Below are 25,694 nucleotides of genomic sequence, written 5' to 3'. Positions count from 1 at the left end.
CCTCCGGCTTCCTTCAGATTCCGCCTCGCGACGGACACCCTTGCCTTCAGCTAACAGTTCCTACTGCCAAGCCTGTAGCGGACTTTCACCGCCTAGTTATCGCCCATGCCGGGCGCACCATAAAAAGCCACGTCAGATCGAAATCTGATGTGGCTTGCGCATTGAATCATCTATTTTAACTTGGTATATACGATTTTCTTAATACTGTCATAGGACAGGAAATACTGCTCCATAAGCTGCTCTATTGTTGCGCCTTCGGCAAATCTGTTGCGAATCTCATGATTTCGAAAGGCCAGCAGCTTTCTGCTTCCGGATTTTGTGCCCCATCCCTTGCGTTCTTCCTCGCGTTTCGGAATGTACAGCATGACACCATTCGTATATTTCTGAACTTCCTTTAGCAGTTCTTTTGGTAAAATGTCCGCGTTGACATATTTCATGATAACTCTACCCCTTATATTAGTTAGATAGTAAGGTGGCAAAGTCTCAATATAAACATATCTCACCGTCACGGATGAAGGCGGTTCAAGCATGCTTGGCTCTATACAAACAACCGCCGTTGTTTATAGGTAAGACTTTGCACAGAGCGATATCTCGAGCTTGTTTATCAACATGTTTCAGCCTCCTCATCTGTAGTAACGGATTCAGTATAGCATGAATCTATTTCCATAAAAACCCTCAATCTTATGCTGGTATCACCAGCTTACTCCATGAATCGACGTTTAACCTCATCAATTTCCCCATTAATGAATTGACAATAACGTGCTCCATCTATATAGTTAAGTAAACTTAACTAAACTAAAATGAACTTATTCAACGAAACTGAATTTGATTCTAGTTGAGGAAAGTGAATACTACCGCTATGGAGGGAATTGATATGATTGCGGAATACCGAAGAGTTATGAACGAGCTCAATGATGCTTTTCTAGATTATTTCACGGTTTATAACAAGGGAGCTAAACAAATAGATGAGTATCACTTAACGGTTCAACAAGAAAATACGCTGCTGTTTATTATGCGTAATGAGCGGACGACTGCTCATGAGATTGCATCAGCCTTTTCGATTTCCAAAAGCGCGGTTAGTCAGGTGCTGTCTAAATTGGAGGCTGGACACTTTATTATCCGTAAGAGCAATCCAGAAAATCTGCGCGAATCCTTTATTCTTCTTGGAGAGGAAGGAACAAAATATGCGGAGCTCATCAACAAAGCTGATGAGTCTATTGTACAGAAGCTCTCATCTCATATTGGGCTTGAGGAATTGGAACAAATGCTTCATACGATGAGGAAGATCAACCGAGTTATAACGGGGTCTGATGAAGAACAATAACGGCTATCGAAACCTGATCACACTACGGGAAAGATAGAAAATTGAATAAGTGAGGAATAACATGAGTACAGTCACAAAAGAAAAAATGTCATTAGCACTCGTATTGTTTAATTTATTTATTGCTTACGTCGGTATTGGTCTTGCCGTCCCTGTCATGCCGTCCATTGCGAAGGAGATGCACTTAAGCGGACAAATGGTCGGATATATGATTTCGGCCTTTGCTTTTGCTCAGCTGCTCGCCTCCCCGTTTACAGGGGTTTGGGTAGAGACGCTGGGGAGAAAGAAAATGATCGTATTCGGGTTATGTCTGTTTTCATTTTCAGAGATCTTGTTCGGCATTGGAACGCAGGCTTGGGTTCTATTTGCATCGCGAATATTAGGCGGTATTAGTGATGCATTCATTATGCCAGCCGTTATTACGTACATTGCGGATCGAACGTCAATTGAGAATAGAGCCAAGGTATTAGGTTATCAAGCTGCTGCTATTAGTGCAGGTTTCATTATCGGGCCGGGTCTAGGCGGTTTCATAGCCGAATTGGGCATACGTGCCCCCTTCTTCTTCGCTGCAGCCTTTGCATTCATCGCGGCGATCTTCTCCATCTTCCTGCTGCGAGAATCGCTATCTCAGGAGCAAATGGAGAATAACCGTGCACAACATATTCGCGTCAACTTCTTTGCTGAAATGAAAAAATCAGTGCAGTCCGTCTATTTTGTACCGTTTCTCATCGTGTTTGTGCTCGCGTTTGGATTGGCAGCATACGAAATGATGTTCAGCCTGTTCGTTGATGCGAAGTTTGGATTTTCGGCCAAGGATATTGCATTCATTATTACGATCGGCTCAATTCTAGGAGTTGTTGCGCAAATTCTGTTCTTTGAGAAGATGGTGGCGAAATTTGGGGAGAAGAATATCATTCACGCTTCCCTCGTTGTAGCGGCATTATTCATTATGGCCACGGTATTCGTAAGCAGTTATTTAGCCATTATGGTTGTGACGAGCATTGTCTTCTTCGCTTGTGATATTCTTCGTCCAGCCGTCACTTCCTTACTCTCGAAAATGGCTGGAGAAAATCAAGGCTTTGTCGCAGGAATGAACTCCACCTACACAAGCTTAGGCATTATTGCTGGGCCGGCCATAGGCGGCTTCTTATTCGACCTGAACATTAATGCGCCATACATGTTCGCATCAGTAATCCTGCTTGCTGCGCTTGTGATGTCAACCTTATGGAATCGCAAATCGCAATTGAAGCTTAATGGACAAAGCAATGATTAATTGGGACAGTCTCACAGGTCAATATTAAATTTGGAGCCTCCACATTGATAGGAGCATGCACGGAAAAAGACACTTCCATCCCACACATTCAGTGGTTTTGGAAGCGTCTTTGCACATCTTGTGGGACTGACTCATTTGATCCTATCCTTTTGAGACAACCCCATTCATTGTGTACCTTTTTGCAATTTATATTGGGCTAGCTGATGTCCTTGGTTTATGGAGTACAGATATCCATTGCCTGCATAATGATATTTTTGTCTGTCTTCGTCATTCGGATACTCATATATCGTTTGCAGGGTCTTGGCATTCAGCACCTTTTTCGCATTCTCTGTATGTATCTCGATTTGCTGATCTGGTGTTTCGAAAATGATGGCTATCGGGAGATCCACTTTCACTTCGGCTTTCGTGACAAGTCCTTTGGCATTGAACAAGCTCATTACCCCATCCGCGTACACAACATAGTTCTGTCCGATGGATTGAACCCGTGCATTTCCTGGAATGCTGCGTCCCCATAATGTTTTCCCTTTAGCGTTCATCGCGATTAACTTATTTCCGCTCTCAGGAATATTAACGCGCAGTAGAATATCACTGTTGTTAATGACCCAGGTTGCTTCATCTACATAGGTAGTTGCCCCACTCGGAAGATTATAGATAAATAGCTTGTTTAATTTCGAACCATACACCGCTAACTTGGATATCCCGATCTCTCCTATTTGGGATACAACATATTGACCGCCAATTACGGAATACATTTGTCCCAGTGATAGTTCAGCAAGTTTTTTGCCGTTTGCACTATAGGCATATGCACGAGGTTTGCTTTTCGCTGAAGGTGTAACCTTTCTATCCGGGTCGATTAATAGAATCGTACCATCGTTCATCACATGCACGTCTTCGGCACTGGGAACGGGGATCGTCCAATTGCTTTTGCCGGAAGCATTCACGGAGAATAATTTCGTTCCTTGACCATCTTTTACAAGGGCATATACCGAGCCTAACTTACTATAAGCAATCTTCGTATTCCATGGATAAGGTGTTCCTTTCTGATAGAATGTGAAGGACCATTTCGGCTTACCGCTGCTCTCATCTACGGCGGTGACAACACCTGCTTCCCATACTTTCGTTTGAGAGGCGATATAAGTATTCGAAGCCAAATACACGGTCTTCGTGCTCGGAATATGAAATGGCGCCTCAATAAATTGATTTATCTCAGACAAGTCTTTTTGCCAACTCGGCTTCGGCAGCGGTTTGCTTGTACTACTAGCTGAGACACTAGTTACAGCACTCAAGCACAACACAACTGCCAATATAGCACTGCTCCATTTTTTGATCCTTTTGTTCGACAACATGATGTTTCACCACTCCTGTAATGTATGTAACTGCATGAATATATGAACATGTAATATTTTAACACGGACACTTCAAATTTTCAGGAAAAATTAAGTCTGTCAGGTAAATGTTCAACTGCTATGGGTGTCAAGCTGTTTGTATCCTGATATTCCTCAAGCAGTTTGGCGAGTCTCACCACTGTGTTGTTGTCAGGAAGCGGCCGGTACAATGTCACCTTAAGATCCGGAGCATCATATACCTGGAATGTAATATGTTCCATCAACATTAGCCCTGCCTTTGGGTGGAGCAATGATTTGGTGCCAATTGGGGTTCCCATGATGTCATGGCGAGGCCACCATTGTTGGAACTCCTTACTATGTTCGATTAACTCTTGGACAAGCTCTTTGTACCAATCCTCCCCTACGTAACATGTGCTGGTAGATCGGAATGAAGCAAGCAGCCGCTTCGCATGACCCTCCCAATCGACCAGCAGCTCTCGGTAAGAAGCTGATCGAAAACAACGCCATACCGCATTGCGTTCTTTCCCATTCATGGCGGAAAAATCACCAAATACCGCACAAGCAGCGCGGTTCCAAGCCAACACATCCCATTTATGATCGGTTACGTATGCAGGACAATCCGCCCAATGCTCTAGAAAATGCTGCACAACGGCCTGAACATCCGCATGAATCATTTCCGGCTTGCTCGCTGCAGGAGGCTGCTGTAGAGCGAGTAGAAATAGATGATTCTTCTCTTCCGCGCTTAATCGCATAACCCGAGCTAAGCTCTCTAATACGTCTTGGGAGACATTAATTTCTCTTCCCTGCTCCAGCCATGTATACCACGATAGGCCGATGCCAGCTAATTGTGCTAACTCTTCCCTGCGAAGCCCCTTCGCTTTGCGTCTCGTTCCGATCGGCAGACCATAATCGGCAGGCTGCAGGCGATTGCGCCGTGACTTCAGAAAGTCCCCTAATTCTTGGCGTCGCCCCTGTTCGCTCTTCTTATCCAAGCTATCTCAACTCCTATACCTATTACTCTCAATACTATGATTAACAGGAACCTATTTGGATCAGGAAAATACCCTTATTCTATCACTGCGGATAGAAGTAACTCAACTAAGAAGAACGGAGGTGATTGAAACAATGAATCGTACTTTACCAGATGTGTATCATCCACAGCTAACAAGAGGATTATTGTTCTTAATGGCATTAACATGCGGCTTTACGGTCGCCAATGTGTATGTGAGCCAAACCTTGCTTGCCAGTATGGCGCAGACGTTCGGAGGGACGATTACTCAAATTGGTTGGGTTGCAACCTTGGCGCAAGTAGGCTATGCACTGGGCAATCTGTTCTTAGTTCCGCTTGCTGATATGGTAGAGAGACGGCGTCTTATGCTTGTCCTTCTCGGGATCGTGAGTCTCTCCTTAGCGGCAGCTGCGGTATCCCCGAATATGAACTGGTTAATAAGCATTCATTTCATTATCGGAATGACCACTGTTATCCCACAAGTTGTCGTTCCGATGGCGGCTTCTCTGGTCGAAGCGGAACAGCGAGGGAGAGTGCTCGGAAATGTAGCAATCGGTTTAGTGTGCGGAATATTGGGTGCCAGGTTCATTAGCGGATGGATAGACGCTATTTATGGCTGGAGAGTCATGTACTGGATATCATTTGGCTGCATGATCGGCCTGATGATACTCGTTCGCAGCTTGTTCCCACGCAGTTATGGCCGAGCAGAGATGACATATCGAGCGTTAATCGCCTCTCTTCTTCCGTTGATTCGGAAGGAGCAAGTACTGCGCAAGACATGTATAAGTCAAGCATTCGTATTTGGAGCATTTAGTGTGTTTTGGACAACGTTAGCCTTGCTGCTTGACTCGCCTGCCTACTCCTTAGGTTCTGGTGCAGTAGGCATGGTCGGGCTGGTTGGGATTGGAGGCGCGTTCGCAACTCCCCTCGTCGGGAGAGTGATCGATCGCATGGGAGCTGTGTTTGCTGGAAGAGTATGTACGGCTGCTGCTCTGTTCTCTTACTTGCTGCTTCTGTTTTGGGGAGAAAGTCTGCTGGTACTCGTGTTCGCTGCTTTCTTGCTTACGGTTTGTACGCAAGCAAATCAAGTGGCTTGTCAGGCGCGTCTTTTCGAACAGTCTTCCGAAGCTCGCAATCGTCTGAATGGACTATATATGGTTGCAACGTTTTTGGGAGGGGCTCTAGGCTCTTACTTGGGTTTGCTTGCATGGAGTCATTGGCAATGGGGAGGAGTCTGTGTCACAGGACTCTCTATGCTCCTCATCTCTTCCATCGGTCTGATTGACAGAGGGAACTCATTTGGAACATCTAACGGTTGAGCAAATGAAAGTTAATTTTTTACAAAGGGGAAATTTCATCATGTCACGCTGTGAAGACCACTATCAAATAGGCTTGGACATCTTGGCACGTATCGACAAAGATCATGTTGAGGCCATTGTAAACAGTTTCAAGGATTCGCCTGCTCCGGACTTAGGACGACTTGCTGTAGAATTTAATTATGGACAGATTTTTTCGCGACCAGGGCTCGATTTGAAATCACGACTGCTTGCTTCGGTGGCAGGTTTGACTGCATTAGGCAACACTACGCAGCTCAAATTTTATATCAATGGAGCGCTCAACGTTGGATGGACAGAGGAAGAGATTGTTGAAGTAATTATGCAGATGATCATTTATGCCGGATTTCCACATGCCCTGAACACAATCTTCAAGGTAGCAGCGGAAGTCTTTGCAGAACGAAGAGCAGCTGCTAGGTAGGAATTCAATACGAAGTCTATATTTCCCTGGGTTCTTGGTCGGTGTGTCAAGGTACTCAGGGATCATTCACATTCAAGGAATTATGTCAAAAAGCGGTTGACCCGATCTGCATACTTCGCCCGACTATCTTGGTATTCGGCATACATCCGGTTATTTACAACTGTGCTGTTGCCGAAGAAGAAGCGCTCATAGACAGACTGCCTCCCGCCGAATGAGCTGACGCACAGCTCCCATGCCAATCGCGCCAACTGCACGCTCTTCTTGGCATCCAGATCGATACCCTTCATGTAACGATCTAGCTGATCGCGAATATCGGTGTTGAAGTCCCTCTCTTGTGGAATCATAATTAAATTGCTGGCGCCGATCAATTGGATGATTTCAATAATACGAGGATACATCTTCTGATAATATACATTGGCGGCAATAAGCGGCTTGCGATTAGGAAGCATACTGTCCCATCTATCTACAGCTGCCCCCTTTTCGGCTGCAAGTTGGAAAGCCTTGAGCGTCTCCACGGCTACAATAACTTCTGCAACCTTTTCAATAATATGTTCATGGTTATTAATCCCTGTGGCTTCAACCAGCATTTCGATCGTACCGAGCATGAACTCCGTTTTTGCAATATTTTTGCAAATAATTTGAGTGCCGGCATAAACGTGGAAATTACTTTCCGTCATGAGCCGAGACGCCATCCTCTCGTCCCCGCATACAAATACCCGATCCCATGGGACAGTAACATCATCGAACACGACAAGCGTATCCATCTCTTCAAATCGGGAACTAAGCGGGTAATCATAGGAAGAATCGCCAGCTGAGAAGCTTTCTCTACATATAAAACGGATGCCCTCTAGGTTACTAGGAACCGCAAATACGAATGAATAAGGATTGTCTTCCGCTTCAGTCCAAGAGAAAGGAGTTGGATATACGAGTATTTCATCGGAGGTTGCTCCCTGTGTGTCTAATAAAAACGCCCCGCGAACTACAATCCCATCCTTATTTTTGTCCATGATTCGGGCGGCTTCCGGTTCTTTGAAGGTTCGGAGAAAAGTAGCTATTCTAGCTGTCTTGGGCTGAATGAATACATGAGAGAGCGTGATATCGTTCTCGCGGCAATACTCGTAATACCCCTTCAAGTTGGATGCATACGCGGGATATTCTTCTTCAAGTACCCCGGCAGCTGATGCATACGCCATAATGGCAGTATTCATATAATCAGGCGCACGACCAAGAAATCCATGATGGACATTCGCCCATGTCTCCATCATAGTTCTTCGCTGTACGAGATCCTTCATCGTCTTCGGCTGCATATAGGACAGACCTACTGGATCGCCTGTTAAGGGCGAAGAATACACGAGGCGTGCCTTCACTTTCCCGGCAACCTGCATGTCATACATGTTCGCTTGTGTAGCCATAAGTCCCTTGAAGGCTTCGTGTTCGGAAATTTCCCCTCTTATCTTTCCCCCTGCGATTCTAACATCGGGGAGATTGCTGTTAATCCGTTCTATATATTCCTTGCCGCTCTTCACTGGCATTGAATCAGCCTCCATCGCCGCTGCGTTGTTATGGATACATTATTCCATACAGGCCAAATTGGAAATGGGCGAACACCCGAAGCGCAAGCCATACTGGTAAGTATTCAATAACAATCTCAATTCATATACCACTCCTTCGTCTGTCTTGGATCGGTATATATACATGTTGCCGTTGTCACCGATCATGAAGCGCGGCTTCTCTTCAGATGCGATCTGCACGACGAATTCAAATTTCTCCATGGAATCAGGACACTGGATATAAGCGGGATAATCGCGTCGTACCGGGTCATGTAAATGAACTTTTCACTGGAAGGAAATATAATCGATCTGACATAATTGCCTTAATATGTTAATATAGTACGGAGAATAAGAATTACATATGATGAATCCCACATTACACATCTTACATACTTCTGCATTCGAACTTAGGAGTAAAGGGGCTGTGCATTCATGACACATAAAGGGTATATTCCGGCTATGAAGTTCCATTGGTTGACCCCTGTGTATGATCCGTTGTTAAAATGGGGGATGAAAGAGAACAAGTTCAAGACCCATTTGGTTCAACAAGGGAATTTGAAGCCAGGTCAACGTATTCTCGATTTGGCTTGTGGAACGGGCACATTGACGTTAATGTTGAAGCAAGCACAGGGGGAAGCTGAAATTGTAGGGCTTGATGCTGATCCAGAAATATTGGCGATTGCGAAGAATAAGGCAGTACAGAATAAGGTGGATATTGATTTTCAGCAAGGAATGTCCACGGATCTCCCTTTTCCAGATGCCCATTTGGATCACGTTTTTTCAAGTCTCTTTTTCCACCATCTGACCCTCGATATGAAGCGCCGCACGGTAGAAGAGCTGCATCGTGCCTTGCGTCCTGGCGGGACGATTAACATCATTGATTTTGATAAACCGCAAAACAGTTGGATGCGTCTTGCCTTTTACCCGATTCAATGGCTGGATGGCTTCACAACGACCCGGGATCATGTCCACGGTATTCTTCCTGAATTGCACCAGGAATGTGGATTTGAGAATGTGGAGCAAACCGGTCAGTTTGCGACCATATTCGGCACGTTGCGCTCTTATCGTGCACAGAAGCCGTCAGTATAATGGCCTCCTTATTTCCACAACATGTATGGAAATTGTTCTAATCTGCTCTATTGAAAAGAACCATTCATTCTATTATCTGTACAGTTGGAACTCATCTTGCAAAGAGCTTAGAGCTGATGGAGGTGAGATTATCTCAAGTGAGGAGTGATATTACTTGATTGTCTGTTTCTATTTCTTCTTACTTTAATATAAGGAGGCTTTCTATGAAAAAGATGATCGATAAGAGAGTATTCATGCTAGCAATTGTGATAGTAACCGTTCTTGTATCTCCTCTTACTGCTTTTGCTGCTCTAACTGCCCCATCGTTAGCGGTTACTGCGTCGAATGCAGCATGTAGCTTGAGTTGGAATGCGATTAGCGGAGCATCAGGTTATGATATATATCGCAACGGCAATTGGTATAAATGGACAAATACGTTGTCCTACGCTGATACGGGATTGACCAACGGATCAACCTATACGTATACCGTTGCCGCGCAAAATGACAAGACTAGTCCTGTAGAGACATCCCCGCATAGCGCCAGCAAAGCTTGCACGCCAACCGCCTCAGGCGGCAGCACATTGCCAGCCCCTACTTTATCGGTAAGAGCATCGAATGGAACCTGTAGCTTAAGCTGGAATGCTATCAATGGAGCAACAGGTTATGATATCTATCGCAACGGCGATTGGTATAAATGGATCAGCGCTTTGTCCTTTTCCGATACGGGATTGACGAACGGAACAACCTATACGTATACCGTTGCCGCACAGAATGACAAGACTACTCCTGTTACTACTTCGCCGCAAAGCTCCAGTAAAACTTGCAAACCTGTTTCTGGCGGTACTGGTGGCGGCTTTGTCGTTACCGAGGCTCAATTCAATCAAATGTTCCCTAACCGCAATCCATTCTATACTTATTCCGGTTTAGTATCCGCTCTGTCCTCCTACCCTGCCTTTGCCAATACAGGAAGCGACACGATCAAAAAACAAGAGGCAGCAGCTTTTCTAGGAAATGTAGCCCAAGAAACGGGACATTTAAAATACATCGTTGAGTTGGATACGGCAAATTATCCGTTTTATTGCAATAACAATAATGTTCAGTATCCATGTGCTCCTGGAAAGCAGTACTATGGAAGAGGCCCGCTCCAAATAAGCTGGAACTACAACTATGGTGCTGCTGGCGCTGCATTGGGACTTCCGCTTCTGACCAATCCAGACTTGGTCGCGCAGGATTCTTCAGTAGCATGGAAAACGGCCTTGTGGTTCTGGAACACACAGAACGGAGCAGGAACGATGACTCCGCATAATGCAATTGTCAACGGAGCAGGCTACGGGGAGACCATTCGTTCCATTAACGGGACACAGGAATGTAACGGCTCAAATCCAGCGGCGGTTGAAAATCGAGTCAACTTCTTTACGATCTTCGCCAATTTGCTTGGCATTTCTACAGGAAGCAATCTCAGATGTTAGTTTTGCATTGCTTTGCATAACAAACTTTTCTTCGAGCAGGTACGGAATGGCCATATTAAATGAACTTAGTCAGTTTGTGTTCATGTACAAAAAAACGACTCCGTGGCAACGGAGTCGTTTTTTACATATCCAATTAAAATACTTTTGTCGTCCAAGATTCACAGTTCCATGTCTCTGTCACGATATCGCGATAGAATTCAGGTTCGTGAGAAATAAGCAGGACGCTGCCTTTGTACGCTTTAAGGGCACGCTTCAGTTCTTCCTTCGCATCAACATCCAAGTGGTTCGTCGGCTCATCGAGTACGAGCAAGTTTGTCTCCACGTTAATGAGCTTGCACAAGCGAACTTTCGCCTTTTCCCCACCACTTAGCACTGCAATTTTACTTTCGATATGCTTCGTTGTCAGTCCGCATTTCGCCAGTGCTGCACGAACTTCGAATTGTGTAAAGGAAGGGAACTCTTTCCAGATCTCTTCAATACATGTATTGTAATTCGCGTCTTTGACTTCCTGTTCGAAGTACCCGATGTCCAGGTTGTCACCCTTCTCTACAGAGCCCGAGATTGCAGGGATTTCGCCCAAGATGCTGCGAAGCAATGTCGTCTTACCGATACCGTTCGCGCCGACGAAGGCGATCTTCTGGCCGCGCTCCATACGGAGGTTCAATGGACGGGACAATGGCTCATTGTAACCAATAACCAAGTCTTTTGTCTCGAATACAAGCTTGCTGGAAGCCCGGGAATCCTTGAAGTTGAACTGAGGCTTCGGCTTCTCCTTCGCTAGTTCGATCACTTCCATCTTGTCAAGCTTCTTCTGACGGGACATCGCCATGTTGCGTGTCGCGACGCTCGCTTTGTTGCGTGCAACGAAGTCTTTCAGGTCAGCAATTTCCTGCTGTTGGCGCTTATAGGCAGATTCCAGCTGCTGCTTCTTCATTTCATAGACTTCCTGGAACTTGTCGTAGTCGCCCACGTAGCGGTTAAGCTCCTGGTTCTCCATATGGTAGATCAGGTTAATAACGCTATTCAAGAACGGAATATCGTGCGAGATAAGGATGAACGCATTCTCGTACGCTTGCAGATAACGCTTCAGCCATTCGATATGCTGTTCATCCAAATAGTTCGTAGGCTCGTCCAAGAGCAGGATGTCTGGCTTCTCAAGCAATAGCTTTGCGAGCAGCACCTTCGTACGCTGACCGCCACTCAAGTCGTGTACGTCTTTGTCCAGGCCAATATCAACCAAGCCAAGCCCTCGAGCAGTCTCCTCGACCTTCGCATCGATCAAGTAGAAGTCTTGATTCGTAAGCGTATCTTGAATCGTACCGACTTCCTCTAGAAGCTTCTCCAGTTCCTCTGGCGTTACATCACCCATTTTGCCATACATGTCGTTCATTTCTTGTTCCATATCAAATAAATATTGGAACGCGCTTCTCAATACATCACGAATTGTCAAGCCTTTGCTAAGTACGGCATGCTGATCGAGGTAGCCAACGCGCACGCGCTTGGACCATTCAACTTTGCCTTCATCCGGCTGTAGTTTGCCAGTAATAATATTCATAAAAGTGGACTTGCCTTCTCCATTGGCGCCAATTAGTCCAATGTGCTCGCCCTTGAGCAGGCGGAAGGATACGTCCTTAAAGATCGCACGGTCTCCAAAGCCGTGGCTGAGTCGTTCTACGTTTAATATGCTCATTCATGACACCTTTTCTTATAGTCTTTGTACTCGATATATTATAAACGTTATCGAGCTTAAAAGTAAGCGTAAAATCGAACTTGGAATGAATAAAGCAGCATCAGGGTGTCATAAATGAGTTGACTCTTTTATATCATTAGCTCGAACTTATGGAAAACGAATTGCTCCTCACTTATTTCACGTTACCTTCATCAAGTTCAGACAGCAGCTTCGGCAGTGTTTGACTTAATACGCTTCCCATCTGCTCGCCAAACTGGCACGCAAACTGAGCTTCTCGGTCCTTCGACCAAGTTTGCTTGGCAACTGTCTGAAGACGAACGTCCTCTGGGGTAATCAAGCGCAAATCAAAATAAAGAAAACCGCAGTCCACCCCATTGACATTGATGAGTAACGCATTTCGATGTGCATAATCGTTCGAGAGAGGCCACTCAATAAGATTGCAAGCCGAGAATATCATCTGTTTTGTATCTGCATCTACAATGGTGAATTGAACTTGCATTTGCATTTGTTCCGTCTCAATCGGAAACTCAGCAAAATATAATTCATCGTAAAACGTTCGACAGAAAAGGCTTGGCTTATCTTGCACTGCAGCGTCTCGTTCTTTCGTCCAACTAACGGTGGAATAAAGATGTTCATTCACCTGAACAGCTGCCGTTATCTCGAACGTAAGATTACGATGAATCATGGCTTCCTCTGCGTCTAAGCATAGACTGTGAACACTGAGGGCAAGGATTCGATTCGTTGGAAGGAAATGCAGGCTGCGAGACGAACCCGGCTTTCCCGTTCTCTCTCCTACTTCTGCATCGGCCACATACTCGGAACCAGTGGCGCCTATCGAGAACAGTCTCCATCCCATAGATACAGCCCCTTGTAGCTGTTCCGCATGCTTAGAGAGCAGCAGTGTAGCCCATCTCCCGTTGCTGCGATGATAATGCGCGTCTTCTGGATGTGCGCCGCGATAGTAAGATAGATGATTCGCCATAAATTCTGGTAATGTATGCGATTGGAATAGGCTAATGATTTCCCGTGTGTTGACTGCAACATGTACATCTTGTATAACGGCTAATGCCTGTACAATTGAGTCATTTATGCACTGAGAAAGAAGATGCTGAGCAACAAAACTGTTTATTGACTCTACGTTAATACCAGTATCTCCGATGTTTTCATACATGGTGTGCAGCATCATCAGCATGGTCGCCGTCAGGCGAGGAGCATGCATAAACGCTGGAAATTCGGACATCGCAAGAAACTGAATAGAATCATCGCCGATGTAATACTCCGAGGTTCCAAGTTCATTTGGCTCAAGAATCAAATCGTATACAAGCTGCTCTCCATTGACGTTTGCCTGCGGCTCATGCTCCAGCACCTGTCGGATTGTGGATTTCGTGGGTTCTGCTTTGTATTCAGTGGTTTGATAGGCATGCAGAACGGTATCTTCATTCAACGGCATGATTCCGAGCGCGCTCATTGTTGGCATATTGAACCCTAGATGTCTTGGCTCGATAGCAGCGAGCTGCGGCTCATGCTCCTCGCCAGCTCTAACGAACGGGTGAAGTGCCGTGAACTTGGCTGTACAGTCATTCAGTGAATATAAGTAACGACCAGCCAAGTCTTCGTTAACCAACAGCATCACGCTTCGAGATCCATTCGGTGTAAGAACTTGATCGCCTGCTTGTATGTGCTCTATTGCCCGCAGTGTTCTATCCGCCATTCTGACCATCGACCCTGCAGCGAAACAACTGCTCGGTTCATTCTTATATATGTTGCCGGGATCATCAAAGAAAGATTGTGCATAAAACTCAGGAACTTTGACATACACATCCCCTGACTCCAGATACGCATATTTAACAATACGCGAATCCGCTTCTTTAAATTGCTCATAGCTAATCGAACGAGCCGGCATCCACGTTTGGTAACTACGCCAAGCTTCCTTACGCACTGAAGAAGGGAGAGTCCCATTTGTACCACGAACGATCTCGTCAATAAGGTTATCCAAGTCTCTAACACCCAAGCACACGAGCTTAATCCAGGTATGATAGAAAAACCATTCAGGGTCAGGGAAATTCCCTGAAATCAACATTTGTGTGACCATCTCCAGCCATTGCGAGGACTGAAGCATTCCTTCATATTTGAGCAGCGCTTGTTCAGGGCCCCCTAATTCTGTAACGAGACTGGCGTATTCAGGCATCTCATGCATAAATACTTGAGCATACCAGATCCACAATCGGTTATTGATTAAGGAATTTGCATTTTGAATTTGCCGATCGATGGCTTCCTTCCGCATTTCTTTTTTTATTGAAGCGGATATCTTATATATATCCTGGCACAGCAGTGCAACGGCAAAGTTGGACCACTGTGCCTGCTCCAGATGATCATATGGGCCATTATACAAGATCGATTCATAAGGATCGGGTGTATAACTTGGGAAGAACAAAGCCCGGTACGAACCGGTTTCATACAGCATCTTGCTAAACAATCGTTCCTTCAGTTCTCCTGGCAACGCCCCTTTCAAATGTGCAACAATCGCCCGGAACAAAGCATCCGCAACCGGATTCCTGGTCATGGTAGGCTGCAGCACGACAAACTTGCTAAGCGCTGTAAGGGAATCAATCTCGTCTGCAAAATCGCGCTCCATCCGTTTTTCAAAATCTTGCAAACTCATATCGATACCGATGAAACGGCACCTCCTTTCCCGAATCCATCCGTTATAGCTCAGCTATGTCGTCGCCGGGAGTGTTCGCGACGAAAATATAAAATTCATTTGATTCTAAGGTCTCAAGTGAACCGGAGTCGAGTGCAATCTGATAAGGACCGAATTCACCTTGCTCAGGTGCGATGCCTTGCTTCTGAACAAGTACGCCTTGATCAGCATCAAAAGTCATAAAGGACGGAACGTCTCCGCCTCGCAAAGCCCATTTTCTCGATTCGCTTCCCGGGAAAGCGAGATTGGCATAGAACTGCATATCCCGATCTTCGGTATATAGCTTGACGTCATTCATTGACAGACTAGAAGCCTTCGTTGACTCCAAACGCAGCCATAGCGGCTGCTGCGGATTGTCGTACAGGATGAAGGAGGTTCCGTTATAACCGAGATAAGATCTTGTTCCGCTTTTTTCTGTATACAGTTGGAATAACCCTTTGACAAGCTGCAGTTCTTTATTATCATCTTTATCCTTATCTTCATCTTTATCTTTGCCGGGATTCGTAGTTTCGGCATTGCCGATTAACTCAGCATGCCACAACTGCTGCACTGCTTCTTCGCCGATCATGCGTTTATTCTGGAACGAAAGACTGCGAGATTCAGAGGCCGTAAGGTAATGAACTTCAATCGATTGATCCTTTTGGATAGCTGCTGAATAAATGACAGCTCTCCCCTCCCCGTCAGTGGTTATGCCGAAGCATGTTGTCTGATCTCGTGTTAATGACCCTGCACCTGCTTGACCGCCTGTTTGTGTAATGAGATACACGCCATTTGAATCTGAAATGGTGACTCCTTCCTTGAGCAGCTTTCCACTCTTATCATAGATGGGTAACATATAGTCAATATCCGTTTCCTTCGGCATGTCTAAATGAGCCTGCCGCGCTTCGTTCTCGACAAATTCATCCACTGGTGAGATTTGCGCTTTAATTGCAAGGTAAATCATGATTCCAACCCCCGCCAATGCCACCAGGATGGCAAATCCGGCAAAGACGCCTGCGATCACTCCCAGAACGCTTGACGCCGTACCGACTGTCAACACGGAAGCGAGTTCAAACCCTAGACCGATCAGCTCCAGAATCGATGAGGAAATCGCCAAAGCGCCTACTGCCGACTCCAAAGGCGTGCGCGCCTTCGCAAGCGATATCGCGGACAGTACGATATTGATCGCAGCCATTATCGCAGATATGGCAATCATCGCAATACGTGTCAAGTTTTGCAGGCAGCGAATCGCAAATTTTGCCGCGCTGCCTTTCCAGCCCGAGAGGTTCGCCCATTGAGCTAGTTGAATCCGTCCTCCGGACAGCCTCTGCAGGACATGATTAGCGGCGTCCGCGAACATTCTTTCCATTTGCTCTACGGTATGGCTTTGCAGCCCGACAGCCCACTTCAACGCGCCGCGGAATGAGCCAGTGCCGCGGTACACTGTATAGAAATCCATGCCCGCCTTCAAGATGCTAAGGGCGAAGTTCGCCAGCATGCCCACCCCTACCATGATCATGCCTGTTTTCGTTGCGGGGTCCATGTTGTCCCAATCGAGCACCATCATAAAAATCATGGCGCTTATCGTAATACCGCCTATGCCAAGCCACAGCACCTTGGAAGCAACCGTCTTGGCGACCAGCCCGTACTTCTCGATTTGAGCTCTAAGCGCCGGATTTTGAATGATTTTTTCGGTAATCCGCTCCAGCAGCGGGTTTAACTTCGCCGTCAATTTTGCAACAACTTGAGCAATCGATTGGGCCCGTCCGACCTGCTCGAACCAGACATAAATAATCGACATAATTTCTGTCCACAGATTTTTCTGCCCTTTGGCTGCATCTTCTTCGGCTTTCTTAATCGCTTCTGCTACCAGCTTTGTGAGCGCATCCGTAGAGTCGTTATGTTGTTTCGCAAACTCCTTGGCGATTTCTTCGGTAATATCACGCAGCGTCTTCTGATCCTCGCGCAGGCTCGCGTTTTGAGCAAGAATGTTATACAGTTGGAAGATTCTCATCGTGTCTGCGAACTTCTTCGCGAAGTACTGGCTGTCATCGAGAACAGACAAAACGGTAGAGACGCGTTGAATATTGCGAACGGTTGCTTTCGCTCCATCTGGGGAGGCGAACAACTGCATTTTCAACATATTCAAGAAGTCGTCCCCGGTAAAATGCGTGAATACCCGATGCGCCCAGAACTTCCCTTCTAATGCCTTCTGCTGCATCTCGTCAAGTTCCTCCAGAAGTAGATCATACTGTTTCCGAACATCATCAGTTTCGGCTTGATCTCTAAGCGCTGTATATTCTTTTTTCTTCGCGTCGGTATAGAATTTGATTTTTTTGGCCTTGTCCTCTAGATTCAAACGCTCATCGTCGAAATAATCCTTAATTGCCGGGAACTTCTCGACAAAATGATATTTATAGAGCATAGGCGCATGCTGTTGGTAAATCGCACTGCTGGACAGCTTCTCTTCAAACTGTTTTCGTGCTCTGCGCGCATTTACCTTTGGCGTCTGACCTTTCAGAATGATAGATAACAAGGGAGTGGTCAAGCTTCGGTAGAACGCTTTAGGATCAAGTAACCGTTGTCCCGCAGCGTCATCGGGATCAACTACTTTTGTCTCGGCTATTGTACGGATATTTTCGTCAATATCAATAGGAGAAGCGGAGATGAACTTTCTTCTCTGCTCAGATGGCATATAGTATTGGATGATTTCGATTAAGCTCGCTTCGGCATAATGCTGAACCGCGTCTCTGACTACCTTTTCAGTCTTCTCGCCGATTTGAATGAACTCATAAGGGTCTAAGTTATACAGGTAATATGGCTGCAGATCCTGACCGGCAGTAGTAGAGGTGATTTTCGCTTCCTTAGGCGGTGAAACAGCCGCAGAGATTTCTTCTAGAGCCATCTCTGCATGCATCAATTGCAGAACTTCATACGGATGTGCACTGACTCCTTTCAAACCGTAAATTATCGTTTCATTACGTTCTGTTTTAACCTCGATTACGCCTTTTACAGCCGTTGCATCCGGCTGCAATTTTAGATGAATTTCTATTGGGAACAAGGTAGAAAACTTCGATTCTCTTGGAATCGTCAATTCTTTATCATCGTTCTCGGAGGAAAAAGGAGAGGTAGAAATATACTTGTAGTGATATTGATAGTTCTCATCGATTTGAGCAGAGAAGGATCCAACCTGCGGCGTCCACTCTTCGTTGGTTTGGATGTCTTGAAACCGCAATCTCGGACGATAACCGCGCGTGCCGTATTCATCAACATACTCTTCAACCCAGAAGCTCCATCTTAATACTTCATTTGACCATAATGATTCAGTATTCCAAAGCTCATTCTCCACCCATTTCAATTGTCCGTCTGCGCGGTATGCGACTTGATCGTTATGAATAAGTCGGCAATTGTATTCAGCTGGTCTCACATTAGCCGCGGCGGAATAGTGAATCTGATTGAACATAACGGAACCTACGGCTCTGCTCTGGCACTGATTAAAGGCCAGTTCGCCTGCTACGTAATCATTGCCGCTGCCTTGATTCCAGCGCAGCGTTACGCCGTCGACGCACCAGCGCCAGTTGCCGGGGGTGATCTCTTGTTCGTTAATAAACAGACGATCTTGACTGCGATCTTGCGGATCTGGTTTCATCAGCTCGATTCGATGTCCATCATGGCTGCTCCAGGCATCGTCGTTCAGCGATTCCTCTGTGTGTGCAAGACTAAGATCATACACGGCAAGTAGAGAAGAGCTAGAAGTGGGTGATAGAGAGGTTGTCAGAGTTGGCGTCATGTCCTCATCGTTCTTAGGAGCTGCAAAACTGAGTGCTGTAATGGATTGCATGATCATTCTCCTTCGATTCAGTGTACTCACAGGCTGGTCGTACGAAATCGAAGGGATCCTTCTCGTCGATATGGATAATCATGCAGCTTGGATTCATCGATTCCTTACGGAACCTGAAGTCGTTTCCTGGATATTACATATAGATATCCAAAGACATTATACAAGCTACAATTCATGTTGAATATCCCCCAATTGACAGTTCATTGATCACAAAGTAAAATGAATGATAGTCAGTCATTTGTGATCGAGTTAGAGGAGGTCATACTCATCGAAGACAAAAAGGAACGTATTGTTCGTGCGGCTATAGAAGTATTGTGCAGCAAAGGCATCGAGAAGACGAAGGTATCTGATATCGTGAAGGGAGCCGGGATTGCACAGGGCACATTTTATCTTTACTTCCCTTCTAAGCTGGCTGTCATGCCTTCTATTGCAGAAGTCATGGTGCAGAAGATTATAGAAGCACTCCAGAGCTCAGTAGATCAGAACGCCCCATTTCAGGATCAGATCAAGTCCTTTATTGCAACGGTGTTCCAGCTTCACCATGATAGCCGAGAGCAGTTAGCGCTTTTGTATGCAGGATTAGCTTCCAGTGAGCATTTAAAGGAATGGGAATCCATTTATAAACCTTACTATGATTGGGTTTCTGAACTATTGGAAAAAGCTCAAGCCAATGGCTCAATTCGGAAATCGCTGAACACCGTTAGAACGGCGCGAATTGTGATTGGAGCTATTGAATCCGCAGCTGAGCAAGTGTATCTGTTCGATCAAGCGGATGAATCAGAAGTACAAGCGCAAGCGGAAGAAGTATACGCCTTCGTCAGTCACGCACTAGGGATTCAGGTCCTGTAGTTCAAGGGCCTATCTTTTTGTCTATAAAATGACTGAATGTCATTCACATTAGGAGAGATGTAAAACATGAATCGTTCTTGGATGTATGTCATACTCACTTGTCTGTTCGAGCTGCTGTGGGTATTTGGCTTTAATATGGCCTCATCGTGGTGGCATTGGGCCATTATTCTCGGAATCATTGCTGTTGATTTTCATTTCTTGGCTAAGGCTTGTGAGAAGCTTCCTACCGGTACTGTATATGCGATCTTCGCAGGTGCAGGGACAGTCGGTACGGCACTGATGGATGTATTGTTTTTCGGCGGGAGTCTTAGCATAGGCAAAATTGGTTTTATGATCGTGCTTGTTGCAGGCGTTATCGGACTTAAATTGGCAGATCAAGCTGCCACGGATCATAAACAGAAAGGAGTTGTGTAACGATGGGATGGCTGTTTGTTTTCCTAGCGGCAATGTGTGAAATGGTCGGTGTAGTCGGACTTAAAAAGTATTCCCAGCATAAAACGCTGCAAAATGGAGTGATCTTCTTAGGTGGATTCGGTGCTTCCTTCGCCCTACTCTATACTTCATTCCTATATCTTCAGGTTAGTGTCAGCTATGCAGTATGGGTCGGCATTGGTACTGCAGGAGCCGTGCTTATTAATATGATTTTCTTCGGTGAAAGCAAAAGCCCAGCGCGGATCGTGAGCCTCATCGCAATTATCATTGGGGTTACGGGTTTGAAAGCTTTGTCCTAAAGAACTTCTGAGAACACAACTGAACAAATAACAGAAAGCCGCCAAGTCGAACTTGGCGGCTTATTTTGGATGCTTAACTACGTTTACATTAAATGCAATTTGCGATCCGAGAGATGGAAGTGGACATCTGCGGCATGCTCCACGAACTTCTTGTCATGAGACACGAAGAGGATCGTTCCCTCATATGCGGCAATGAACCGCTCCAATGCTTCTATAGCAAGAATATCTAAAAAGTTGGTCGGCTCGTCCAACAATAGTATGTTATATTCCCCTAGGAATAGCTGGCACAGCTGGAGACGAATCGCTTCCCCACCGCTTAAGGATCGGACACTCTTCTGAATGTCAGTCCCGACGAACTGCATAGCATGCAGCACACCTCGCAAAAAACCTTCCTCATAGTCGGAACGATTTTTGACGAATTGCAGCACGGACTCATTGCTTGTATATTGATAACTCATTTGACGGAACCAGCCTATTTTCGCTTTTGGGGAAATGGTTAAGCCTGCCCCCGCATTTGCTATATGTGCTAACAGCGAGCTTTTTCCGCTTCCATTTGCACCCGTAATCGCTATTTTCTTCCCCAGAGGAAGCTGGAAATTTACATCTTTAAGTAATACATTGTCACCCAATTGGAGCGTGAGTCTGTCTGCCATAATAGGAAACTTATTGTGCAATTCTACTGTTTTCGCTTGGCGGAACACAATCTGTCTCTCTTCCTGCACGGCCTCTACTTCTTGAAGCTTTTCCATTCGATGTTCAATAGCGCGAGCGGCACGATGGACTGCTTTTTGGCTGGTGCCTTTCGATTTGGTTTCGAACATGCGGTTTGCTAATGCCTTCGACTCTTTCTTAGACATACTGCCTGCTTGCGCAATCTTTTCGGCTTTCTTCATTTTCTCTTGTGCAGCTTTTTCTAGGCGGGTTTTCTCCTTGATAAACTGCTCATGTGCTTGCATCTGCTGTTCGCGCTCCAGACGCTTCGCCTCGACGTAATCGCTGTAGTTCCCTGAATACACATGTACCTTGCCTTCATGCACTTCCCAAATCGTCGTGACGAGCTCATCCAGTACGGCACGATCATGACTGATCAGGACAAGCGCTCCGTAGTAATAGCGAAGCTCATCGAGCAGGAACGCAATGCCCGCTTGATCTAAATGGGTTGTTGGCTCATCGATGAGCAGTGCTTCATAATAATGAGTCAGCATGTGCGCAAGCTTCAGCCTTGTCTGCTCCCCGCCGCTTAAACCCTCAGTACGATTCGGAACCGCCAATCTGCCTAGTAACGCTGGATCTGCTTCAGCATCTGCAGGCGCCTCCATTTGCTCAAACAAGCCATATTCGACATGCCGCTTCACGTTCCCGCTCGTGGGTTGAACAATACCTGCAAGCAACCTCAGAAGCGTGCTCTTCCCTGCCCCGTTCTTGCCAACGATGCCAATCCGGTCAAACTGATGTACAGCTAACCGGTCAATCTTGAATATCTCTTTATCTAAATACGTCACTTCGACGTTTTCGAGTTCAAAACAAATAGTTCCATCTATTTGCTACCTCCGAAATTTCATCATTTCGTATCGATAGCCATAGGAATGGTTTCGATACGAGCTTCTATCTGGTTAAGAAGAAGCCCGTATTAATAGAACAATAAAAACTGCACGTATCTTCCCTCCTCCCTATCGTAATAGCATAGGAGCCAATCTGACTCCATTCAAACTTATAGTATTTAGTTAGCTGCGTCAACCAGCCTTACCAAGTACCTTGCTCGTTTATGATTGCCTCGGCAAAGGCTACCTTTTGGACAAGGGCAGTATATTCCTCAGGTGTCGAACCGTCTTCTACACACCAACACATTCCCATCGCCGTTTCTACATATAGGCATTTCCTTATGACATCATTCGGAATCGCAAGCTTCTTCGTGAGAACACCTATGATTTCTTCTATTTTCTCATATAAGTTCTCCGAAATGCTTTCATCGAACTCATTTAATATAAATCGAGGAATATCAAATACAGGATCGCCGATTACACCCTTCGGGTCGATGATCACGTATTCCCCATTGCTGCCGAGCAGCATATTATCATGATGAAGATCACCGTGCAGCAGCAGATTTTGCGAATACGTTGAAGCTATGGACAAGCAAATATCTCTTGCACGCTGCATGTGTCTAGTTAATTCAGGGCAATCGTGACGCTGTCTCATGTAATCTGTTATCCGTTCGACCCAACCGATATAGGTTGGGAATTGTTCTGCCTCAACAGCCGCGATATGTAAATTCGAATATAAGGAACAGAATACATCCAATCGTTGCTGTAGAGAACTCTCGTCCCGCAAGGTAGTACCCGGCTGCAAACGTTCTAATAGGATAACGCCATTTTCTATATCCGCCTCATATACCTTGCAGAATCGCTGCCCCTGATATTGACGCAATGTCGAAACTTCCGTCCAAATCGTTTCCGATGGTTGTCCTATTTTAAGTATCGCATGGCCAAATTGTTCGGAGTAGCAAGTGAACACTACGTTTGCTGAGAAGGAAGGAATCAGCTGCAATGAGGACAACGACCACTTCTCGGCATAATCATCGAGATGGCGCAGCATCTGTTCAAAAAATGTATTTCCAAATCGCTTCACGATAGTTTCGATTTGCTCCTGCGTAAATATGCTAGATTGGCACTCCATACCCATTCCCTCCAATGTCTAAATACCTCTTTATCCATTTTCAAGTAGATAAAAAGCTGCCCCACTAATTCATTCAGGACAGCTTTGATTGCTTTGTTGTTACGCTTTTTAATTGTTGCTAACGGTTGCGGCTGGTTCTATCTTCGTCCTCCGATACATCTTCTTCGCAAGCAGTGTTTGCAGAATAACGAACACGCCGCCTACACACCAATACATCGGTATGACTGCGGGAGTGGTCAGGGAAAACACGGTCATCATGATTGGAGACAAGTATCCCATAAATGCAAACTGCTTGCTCTGCATCGGATCCATACCGATTTGCGTAGCCTTATATTGAAAGAAGTAGATGATCCCAACGAGCAGTGGAAGCACAATGTCCGGTTTTCCGAGCTGGAACCATAGGAACGAGTGTGCAGCTACTTCCGGTGTGAACTTAATGGCATAATACAATCCGGACAAGATAGGCAGCTGGATAAGCAGCGGCAAGCAGCCCATTGCCAGCGGATTCACCTGATGCTTCTGATACAATTGCATCATCTCTTGCTGCATCTTTGCTTTTGATTCCGCATCCTTCTTATCCTTATATGCGTCTTGAAGAAGCTTCAACTCAGGCTGCAAAACGTCCATCTTCTGTTTCATCTTCTGCTGATTGCGATACTGTCTCATCATGAGCGGCATCAGCGCTAACCGTACGAGCAGCGTGAGCATAATCAATGCCAGTCCGTAGCTTCCACCGAAAAATGCCGCAAAATGTTGAATCAGATACACAAACGGATATACAATGTAATGGTTAAAAAAGCCTGGCGTATTAGCATCAACGGTGGCATCAGCCCCGCTTACCCCGCATCCGCTTAATAGCACTAGGAGCACCAATGCCCCGATTAGAATGAACTTTCGCTTGTAGGTGAATACATTGAACTGCTCCATAATAATCCTCCTTGATTGGGTAACGTTCTAATTCCAATCAAGGAATGGCAGTCTCCTGAATCTCCATCCGGCGCTTCTTTTCGCTTCACGCTTCTGGTTAGCCAGTGATGTATCTCTGTCCGACCGACGATCCGTTCCTGATGAGGAACAATCGCGACTCGGCCTCTGTATGCAGGCACTAAGTAGTGATCGACTGCGACATACAGATGAGCTACGTAAGCATACGTCAGTGAGCATATTAGACCGATCGAGATCAAATACGGAATCAAATCAGTAGACATCAGATCCTGGAGTTCCAACAGCAATGCATTCACCTCCCATTTTTGCAGATAACAATAGTATCACATATCTCAAATGGTGAGACAAGTTTCATTTCTAGGAAAAATCAAACAGTTGGATTCAAACCCGAAAAACAAGTATGGATCTCGAAAATAGGAAGAATCATTTTCTATCTATTGAAAGAACCATCGGCTCATTGGCCGCCACCAGTTGAAAAATAAAAAAGCCCTGCTTAGAGCAGAGCTTGTGTACATGAAGTCCATATTGTGATTTGATGATCAGGTCATCAATCGCCATTTAACGCAGCCGGGATTTCTTAGAATGGAATACGTTCCGAATGAATCTTGTAACCATACTCTGCAGTCCATGAGACGAGTCCATTCCAGAACTGTTCGCACGCATCAATAATTCGATCCGGTTCAGACAACTGACCGGACATGACCATATTGGCGACCATGTCATACCCAGCCGGGCGCTCTGGAAGCTGCAACGATTCAGGAAGAACTCTTGCTCCTGTCGAGTACAGCTTCCGATTGTGAAGTCCGATCAACATGGCGCCGTATTTGGCAAATTGCATAGCTAAATAGGGCAGATACATTTGCGTGCCGGTTCGACTCGCATTCCGGAGCTTTCCAATGAACTCATACATTTCTCCCACGAGCACTTCGTTAATTGCATTTGAGAAATCAACACTTGAGGGTGATTGTGCCGCTTCCTTCAGCTTAGAAAAAAATCCATCCGGATCATACAGACTTAGCGGTGAGAAGAATGGCCCGTGTGTTAATGGCCAGTCCCCTTCCACAGCGGCTGCGTCGTTCAGAACCACACTAGCACTTCGTACATTCACTTCAGCCTTCCAAGGCCCCGATGACCATTCGTAACTGAAGTTTACCTCTTCGTCTGCGTCTTTCAGCACACAGAACATCTCAATGTCCGAATAAGGGCCGTCCGTGCCTCGGGATACGGAGCCATACACCCCGATTGCAATAATTTGCTTATTGTATACCTCCCGCAAACGGTCGGCGAGCTCATAACAAATTTCCAGTCTTTCTTGTCTTGAAATTTCAACAGGTCCATTCATGTTCATTCGCGTATCTCTCCCTTGGTCTGTGTATTTGGAATGAGTGGATACAGTTTCATGAATGGCGGGCCACGGGCTTAACGAGGAACTTTCTTCGCGTGCATAGGAACCCCTCCTTTTAATCCTCCCGATTGTCCACGGAATATATGTTC

The 25,694-nt window shown here is 45.7% G+C and carries 22 protein-coding genes; 9 read left to right on the top strand and 13 right to left on the bottom strand.

Translation table 11 applies throughout. From position 1 onward, the window contains the following. Positions 1 to 170 precede the first annotated feature (170 nt). A complete protein-coding gene (locus M3661_RS24415; protein ID WP_251489383.1) occupies positions 171 to 437 on the bottom strand; it encodes a CD3324 family protein in 267 nt (88 codons plus the stop codon). A gap of 437 nt (positions 438 to 874) precedes the next feature. On the opposite strand from M3661_RS24415, the gene M3661_RS24410 reads away from it, so the two are divergent. Both M3661_RS24410 and M3661_RS24405 read left to right on the top strand, forming a co-directional pair. Beyond that, entirely contained in the window at positions 875 to 1,324 is a 450-nt protein-coding gene (locus M3661_RS24410; RefSeq protein ID WP_251489382.1) for a MarR family winged helix-turn-helix transcriptional regulator, read from the top strand. A 61-nt stretch (positions 1,325 to 1,385) separates the two neighbouring features. Then, complete coding sequence (locus M3661_RS24405) at positions 1,386 to 2,594, top strand: MFS transporter (RefSeq protein WP_251489380.1); 1,209 nt, start codon at positions 1,386 to 1,388, stop codon at positions 2,592 to 2,594. Between the two features lie 164 nt (positions 2,595 to 2,758). On the opposite strand, the gene M3661_RS24400 is transcribed toward M3661_RS24405, so the two are convergent. Then, entirely contained in the window at positions 2,759 to 3,940 is a 1,182-nt protein-coding gene (locus tag M3661_RS24400) for an outer membrane protein assembly factor BamB family protein (protein ID WP_251489378.1), read from the bottom strand. A gap of 80 nt (positions 3,941 to 4,020) precedes the next feature. After that, a complete protein-coding gene (locus M3661_RS24395) occupies positions 4,021 to 4,932 on the bottom strand; it encodes a helix-turn-helix transcriptional regulator (RefSeq protein WP_251489376.1) in 912 nt (303 codons plus the stop codon). 133 nt (positions 4,933 to 5,065) lie between these two features. On the opposite strand from M3661_RS24395, the gene M3661_RS24390 reads away from it, so the two are divergent. Continuing rightward, positions 5,066 to 6,268: an MFS transporter gene (locus tag M3661_RS24390; protein ID WP_251489374.1), complete on the top strand. Its 1,203-nt coding sequence runs from the start codon at positions 5,066 to 5,068 to the stop codon at positions 6,266 to 6,268. A 40-nt stretch (positions 6,269 to 6,308) separates the two neighbouring features. Beyond that, positions 6,309 to 6,704, top strand: coding sequence for a carboxymuconolactone decarboxylase family protein (locus M3661_RS24385; RefSeq protein WP_251489372.1), 396 nt, complete (start codon positions 6,309 to 6,311; stop codon positions 6,702 to 6,704). A gap of 80 nt (positions 6,705 to 6,784) precedes the next feature. Here M3661_RS24385 and M3661_RS24380 read toward each other — a convergent pair whose 3' ends face one another. Both M3661_RS24380 and M3661_RS24375 read right to left on the bottom strand, forming a co-directional pair. After that, a complete protein-coding gene (locus M3661_RS24380) occupies positions 6,785 to 8,236 on the bottom strand; it encodes a 4-hydroxyphenylacetate 3-hydroxylase family protein (RefSeq protein WP_065291776.1) in 1,452 nt (483 codons plus the stop codon). A gap of 39 nt (positions 8,237 to 8,275) precedes the next feature. Continuing rightward, complete coding sequence (locus M3661_RS24375; protein WP_065291777.1) at positions 8,276 to 8,476, bottom strand: hypothetical protein; 201 nt, start codon at positions 8,474 to 8,476, stop codon at positions 8,276 to 8,278. A gap of 210 nt (positions 8,477 to 8,686) precedes the next feature. Between M3661_RS24375 and M3661_RS24370 the strand changes: the two genes are divergently transcribed. Both M3661_RS24370 and M3661_RS24365 read left to right on the top strand, forming a co-directional pair. Continuing rightward, the gene (locus tag M3661_RS24370; protein ID WP_065291778.1) at positions 8,687 to 9,343 is read left to right on the top strand and encodes a class I SAM-dependent methyltransferase; all 657 of its coding nucleotides are present in this window, start codon (positions 8,687 to 8,689) and stop codon (positions 9,341 to 9,343) included. 203 nt (positions 9,344 to 9,546) lie between these two features. After that, on the top strand, positions 9,547 to 10,791 hold the full coding sequence (locus M3661_RS24365; protein ID WP_251489371.1) for a glycoside hydrolase family 19 protein: 1,245 nt from the start codon (positions 9,547 to 9,549) through the stop codon (positions 10,789 to 10,791). A gap of 133 nt (positions 10,792 to 10,924) precedes the next feature. Here the strand turns inward: M3661_RS24365 and M3661_RS24360 are convergent, their stop codons facing one another. The 3 genes from M3661_RS24360 to M3661_RS24350 form a co-directional block, all read right to left on the bottom strand. After that, positions 10,925 to 12,481, bottom strand: a complete 1,557-nt coding sequence (locus tag M3661_RS24360; protein ID WP_028532775.1) for an ABC-F family ATP-binding cassette domain-containing protein — start codon at positions 12,479 to 12,481, stop codon at positions 10,925 to 10,927. Positions 12,482 to 12,653: 172 nt separating this feature from the next. Beyond that, positions 12,654 to 15,143: a Hint domain-containing protein gene (locus M3661_RS24355; protein WP_251489369.1), complete on the bottom strand. Its 2,490-nt coding sequence runs from the start codon at positions 15,141 to 15,143 to the stop codon at positions 12,654 to 12,656. 43 nt (positions 15,144 to 15,186) lie between these two features. After that, positions 15,187 to 19,002 (bottom strand): hypothetical protein, encoded by a 3,816-nt coding sequence (locus M3661_RS24350; RefSeq protein WP_251489367.1) that lies wholly within the window; start codon positions 19,000 to 19,002, stop codon positions 15,187 to 15,189. A gap of 267 nt (positions 19,003 to 19,269) precedes the next feature. Between M3661_RS24350 and M3661_RS24345 the strand changes: the two genes are divergently transcribed. The 3 genes from M3661_RS24345 (at position 19,270) to M3661_RS24335 (ending at position 20,582) form a co-directional block, all read left to right on the top strand. Continuing rightward, positions 19,270 to 19,851, top strand: a complete 582-nt coding sequence (locus tag M3661_RS24345) for a TetR/AcrR family transcriptional regulator (protein ID WP_065291826.1) — start codon at positions 19,270 to 19,272, stop codon at positions 19,849 to 19,851. 66 nt (positions 19,852 to 19,917) lie between these two features. Beyond that, positions 19,918 to 20,265, top strand: a complete 348-nt coding sequence (locus M3661_RS24340) for a DMT family transporter (protein WP_065291782.1) — start codon at positions 19,918 to 19,920, stop codon at positions 20,263 to 20,265. 2 nt (positions 20,266 to 20,267) lie between these two features. Further along, positions 20,268 to 20,582, top strand: coding sequence for a DMT family transporter (locus M3661_RS24335; RefSeq protein ID WP_065291783.1), 315 nt, complete (start codon positions 20,268 to 20,270; stop codon positions 20,580 to 20,582). Between the two features lie 83 nt (positions 20,583 to 20,665). On the opposite strand, the gene M3661_RS24330 is transcribed toward M3661_RS24335, so the two are convergent. The 5 genes from M3661_RS24330 to M3661_RS24310 form a co-directional block, all read right to left on the bottom strand. Further along, on the bottom strand, positions 20,666 to 22,123 hold the full coding sequence (locus tag M3661_RS24330; RefSeq protein WP_397376552.1) for an Msr family ABC-F type ribosomal protection protein: 1,458 nt from the start codon (positions 22,121 to 22,123) through the stop codon (positions 20,666 to 20,668). A gap of 202 nt (positions 22,124 to 22,325) precedes the next feature. Then, positions 22,326 to 23,255 carry an aminoglycoside phosphotransferase family protein gene (locus M3661_RS24325; protein WP_251489364.1) on the bottom strand — a complete coding sequence of 310 codons (930 nt, stop codon included), beginning with the start codon at positions 23,253 to 23,255 and terminating at the stop codon, positions 22,326 to 22,328. Positions 23,256 to 23,363: 108 nt separating this feature from the next. After that, complete coding sequence (yidC, locus tag M3661_RS24320) at positions 23,364 to 24,182, bottom strand: membrane protein insertase YidC (RefSeq protein ID WP_251489362.1); 819 nt, start codon at positions 24,180 to 24,182, stop codon at positions 23,364 to 23,366. Then, positions 24,137 to 24,487 carry a hypothetical protein gene (locus tag M3661_RS24315; RefSeq protein ID WP_065291787.1) on the bottom strand — a complete coding sequence of 117 codons (351 nt, stop codon included), beginning with the start codon at positions 24,485 to 24,487 and terminating at the stop codon, positions 24,137 to 24,139. The genes yidC and M3661_RS24315 overlap by 46 nt, the downstream gene beginning before the upstream one ends. 290 nt (positions 24,488 to 24,777) lie before the next feature. Continuing rightward, complete coding sequence (locus M3661_RS24310; protein ID WP_251489360.1) at positions 24,778 to 25,548, bottom strand: ANT(4')-I family aminoglycoside nucleotidyltransferase; 771 nt, start codon at positions 25,546 to 25,548, stop codon at positions 24,778 to 24,780. Positions 25,549 to 25,694 lie beyond the last annotated feature (146 nt).

This window comes from Paenibacillus sp. MER 180, from assembly GCF_023713665.1.
In the GTDB taxonomy this organism is placed as follows: Bacteria; Bacillota; Bacilli; order Paenibacillales; family Paenibacillaceae; genus Paenibacillus_B; species Paenibacillus_B suaedae.
The sequence above is the reverse complement of the archived record's forward strand: the minus strand, read 5'-3'. Positions and strand labels throughout refer to the sequence as shown.

Bases quoted from the DNA above. Each gene is read 5' to 3' on its own strand.
- M3661_RS24375 (WP_065291777.1), bottom strand. From the start codon at position 8,476: ATGGAGAAATTTGAATTCGTCGTGCAGATCGCATCTGAAGAGAAGCCG.
- M3661_RS24335 (WP_065291783.1), top strand. From the start codon at position 20,268: ATGGGATGGCTGTTTGTTTTCCTAGCGGCAATGTGTGAAATGGTCGGT.
- M3661_RS24390 (WP_251489374.1), top strand. From the start codon at position 5,066: ATGAATCGTACTTTACCAGATGTGTATCATCCACAGCTAACAAGAGGA.
- yidC (WP_251489362.1), bottom strand. From the start codon at position 24,182: ATGGAGCAGTTCAATGTATTCACCTACAAGCGAAAGTTCATTCTAATC.
- M3661_RS24385 (WP_251489372.1), top strand. From the start codon at position 6,309: ATGTCACGCTGTGAAGACCACTATCAAATAGGCTTGGACATCTTGGCA.
- M3661_RS24405 (WP_251489380.1), top strand. From the start codon at position 1,386: ATGAGTACAGTCACAAAAGAAAAAATGTCATTAGCACTCGTATTGTTT.
- M3661_RS24365 (WP_251489371.1), top strand. From the start codon at position 9,547: ATGAAAAAGATGATCGATAAGAGAGTATTCATGCTAGCAATTGTGATA.
- M3661_RS24410 (WP_251489382.1), top strand. From the start codon at position 875: ATGATTGCGGAATACCGAAGAGTTATGAACGAGCTCAATGATGCTTTT.
- M3661_RS24310 (WP_251489360.1), bottom strand. From the start codon at position 25,548: ATGAACATGAATGGACCTGTTGAAATTTCAAGACAAGAAAGACTGGAA.
- M3661_RS24415 (WP_251489383.1), bottom strand. From the start codon at position 437: ATGAAATATGTCAACGCGGACATTTTACCAAAAGAACTGCTAAAGGAA.
- M3661_RS24350 (WP_251489367.1), bottom strand. From the start codon at position 19,002: ATGCAATCCATTACAGCACTCAGTTTTGCAGCTCCTAAGAACGATGAG.
- M3661_RS24360 (WP_028532775.1), bottom strand. From the start codon at position 12,481: ATGAGCATATTAAACGTAGAACGACTCAGCCACGGCTTTGGAGACCGT.
- M3661_RS24355 (WP_251489369.1), bottom strand. From the start codon at position 15,143: ATGAGTTTGCAAGATTTTGAAAAACGGATGGAGCGCGATTTTGCAGAC.
- M3661_RS24400 (WP_251489378.1), bottom strand. From the start codon at position 3,940: ATGTTGTCGAACAAAAGGATCAAAAAATGGAGCAGTGCTATATTGGCA.
- M3661_RS24340 (WP_065291782.1), top strand. From the start codon at position 19,918: ATGAATCGTTCTTGGATGTATGTCATACTCACTTGTCTGTTCGAGCTG.
- M3661_RS24370 (WP_065291778.1), top strand. From the start codon at position 8,687: ATGACACATAAAGGGTATATTCCGGCTATGAAGTTCCATTGGTTGACC.
- M3661_RS24380 (WP_065291776.1), bottom strand. From the start codon at position 8,236: ATGCCAGTGAAGAGCGGCAAGGAATATATAGAACGGATTAACAGCAAT.
- M3661_RS24325 (WP_251489364.1), bottom strand. From the start codon at position 23,255: ATGGAGTGCCAATCTAGCATATTTACGCAGGAGCAAATCGAAACTATC.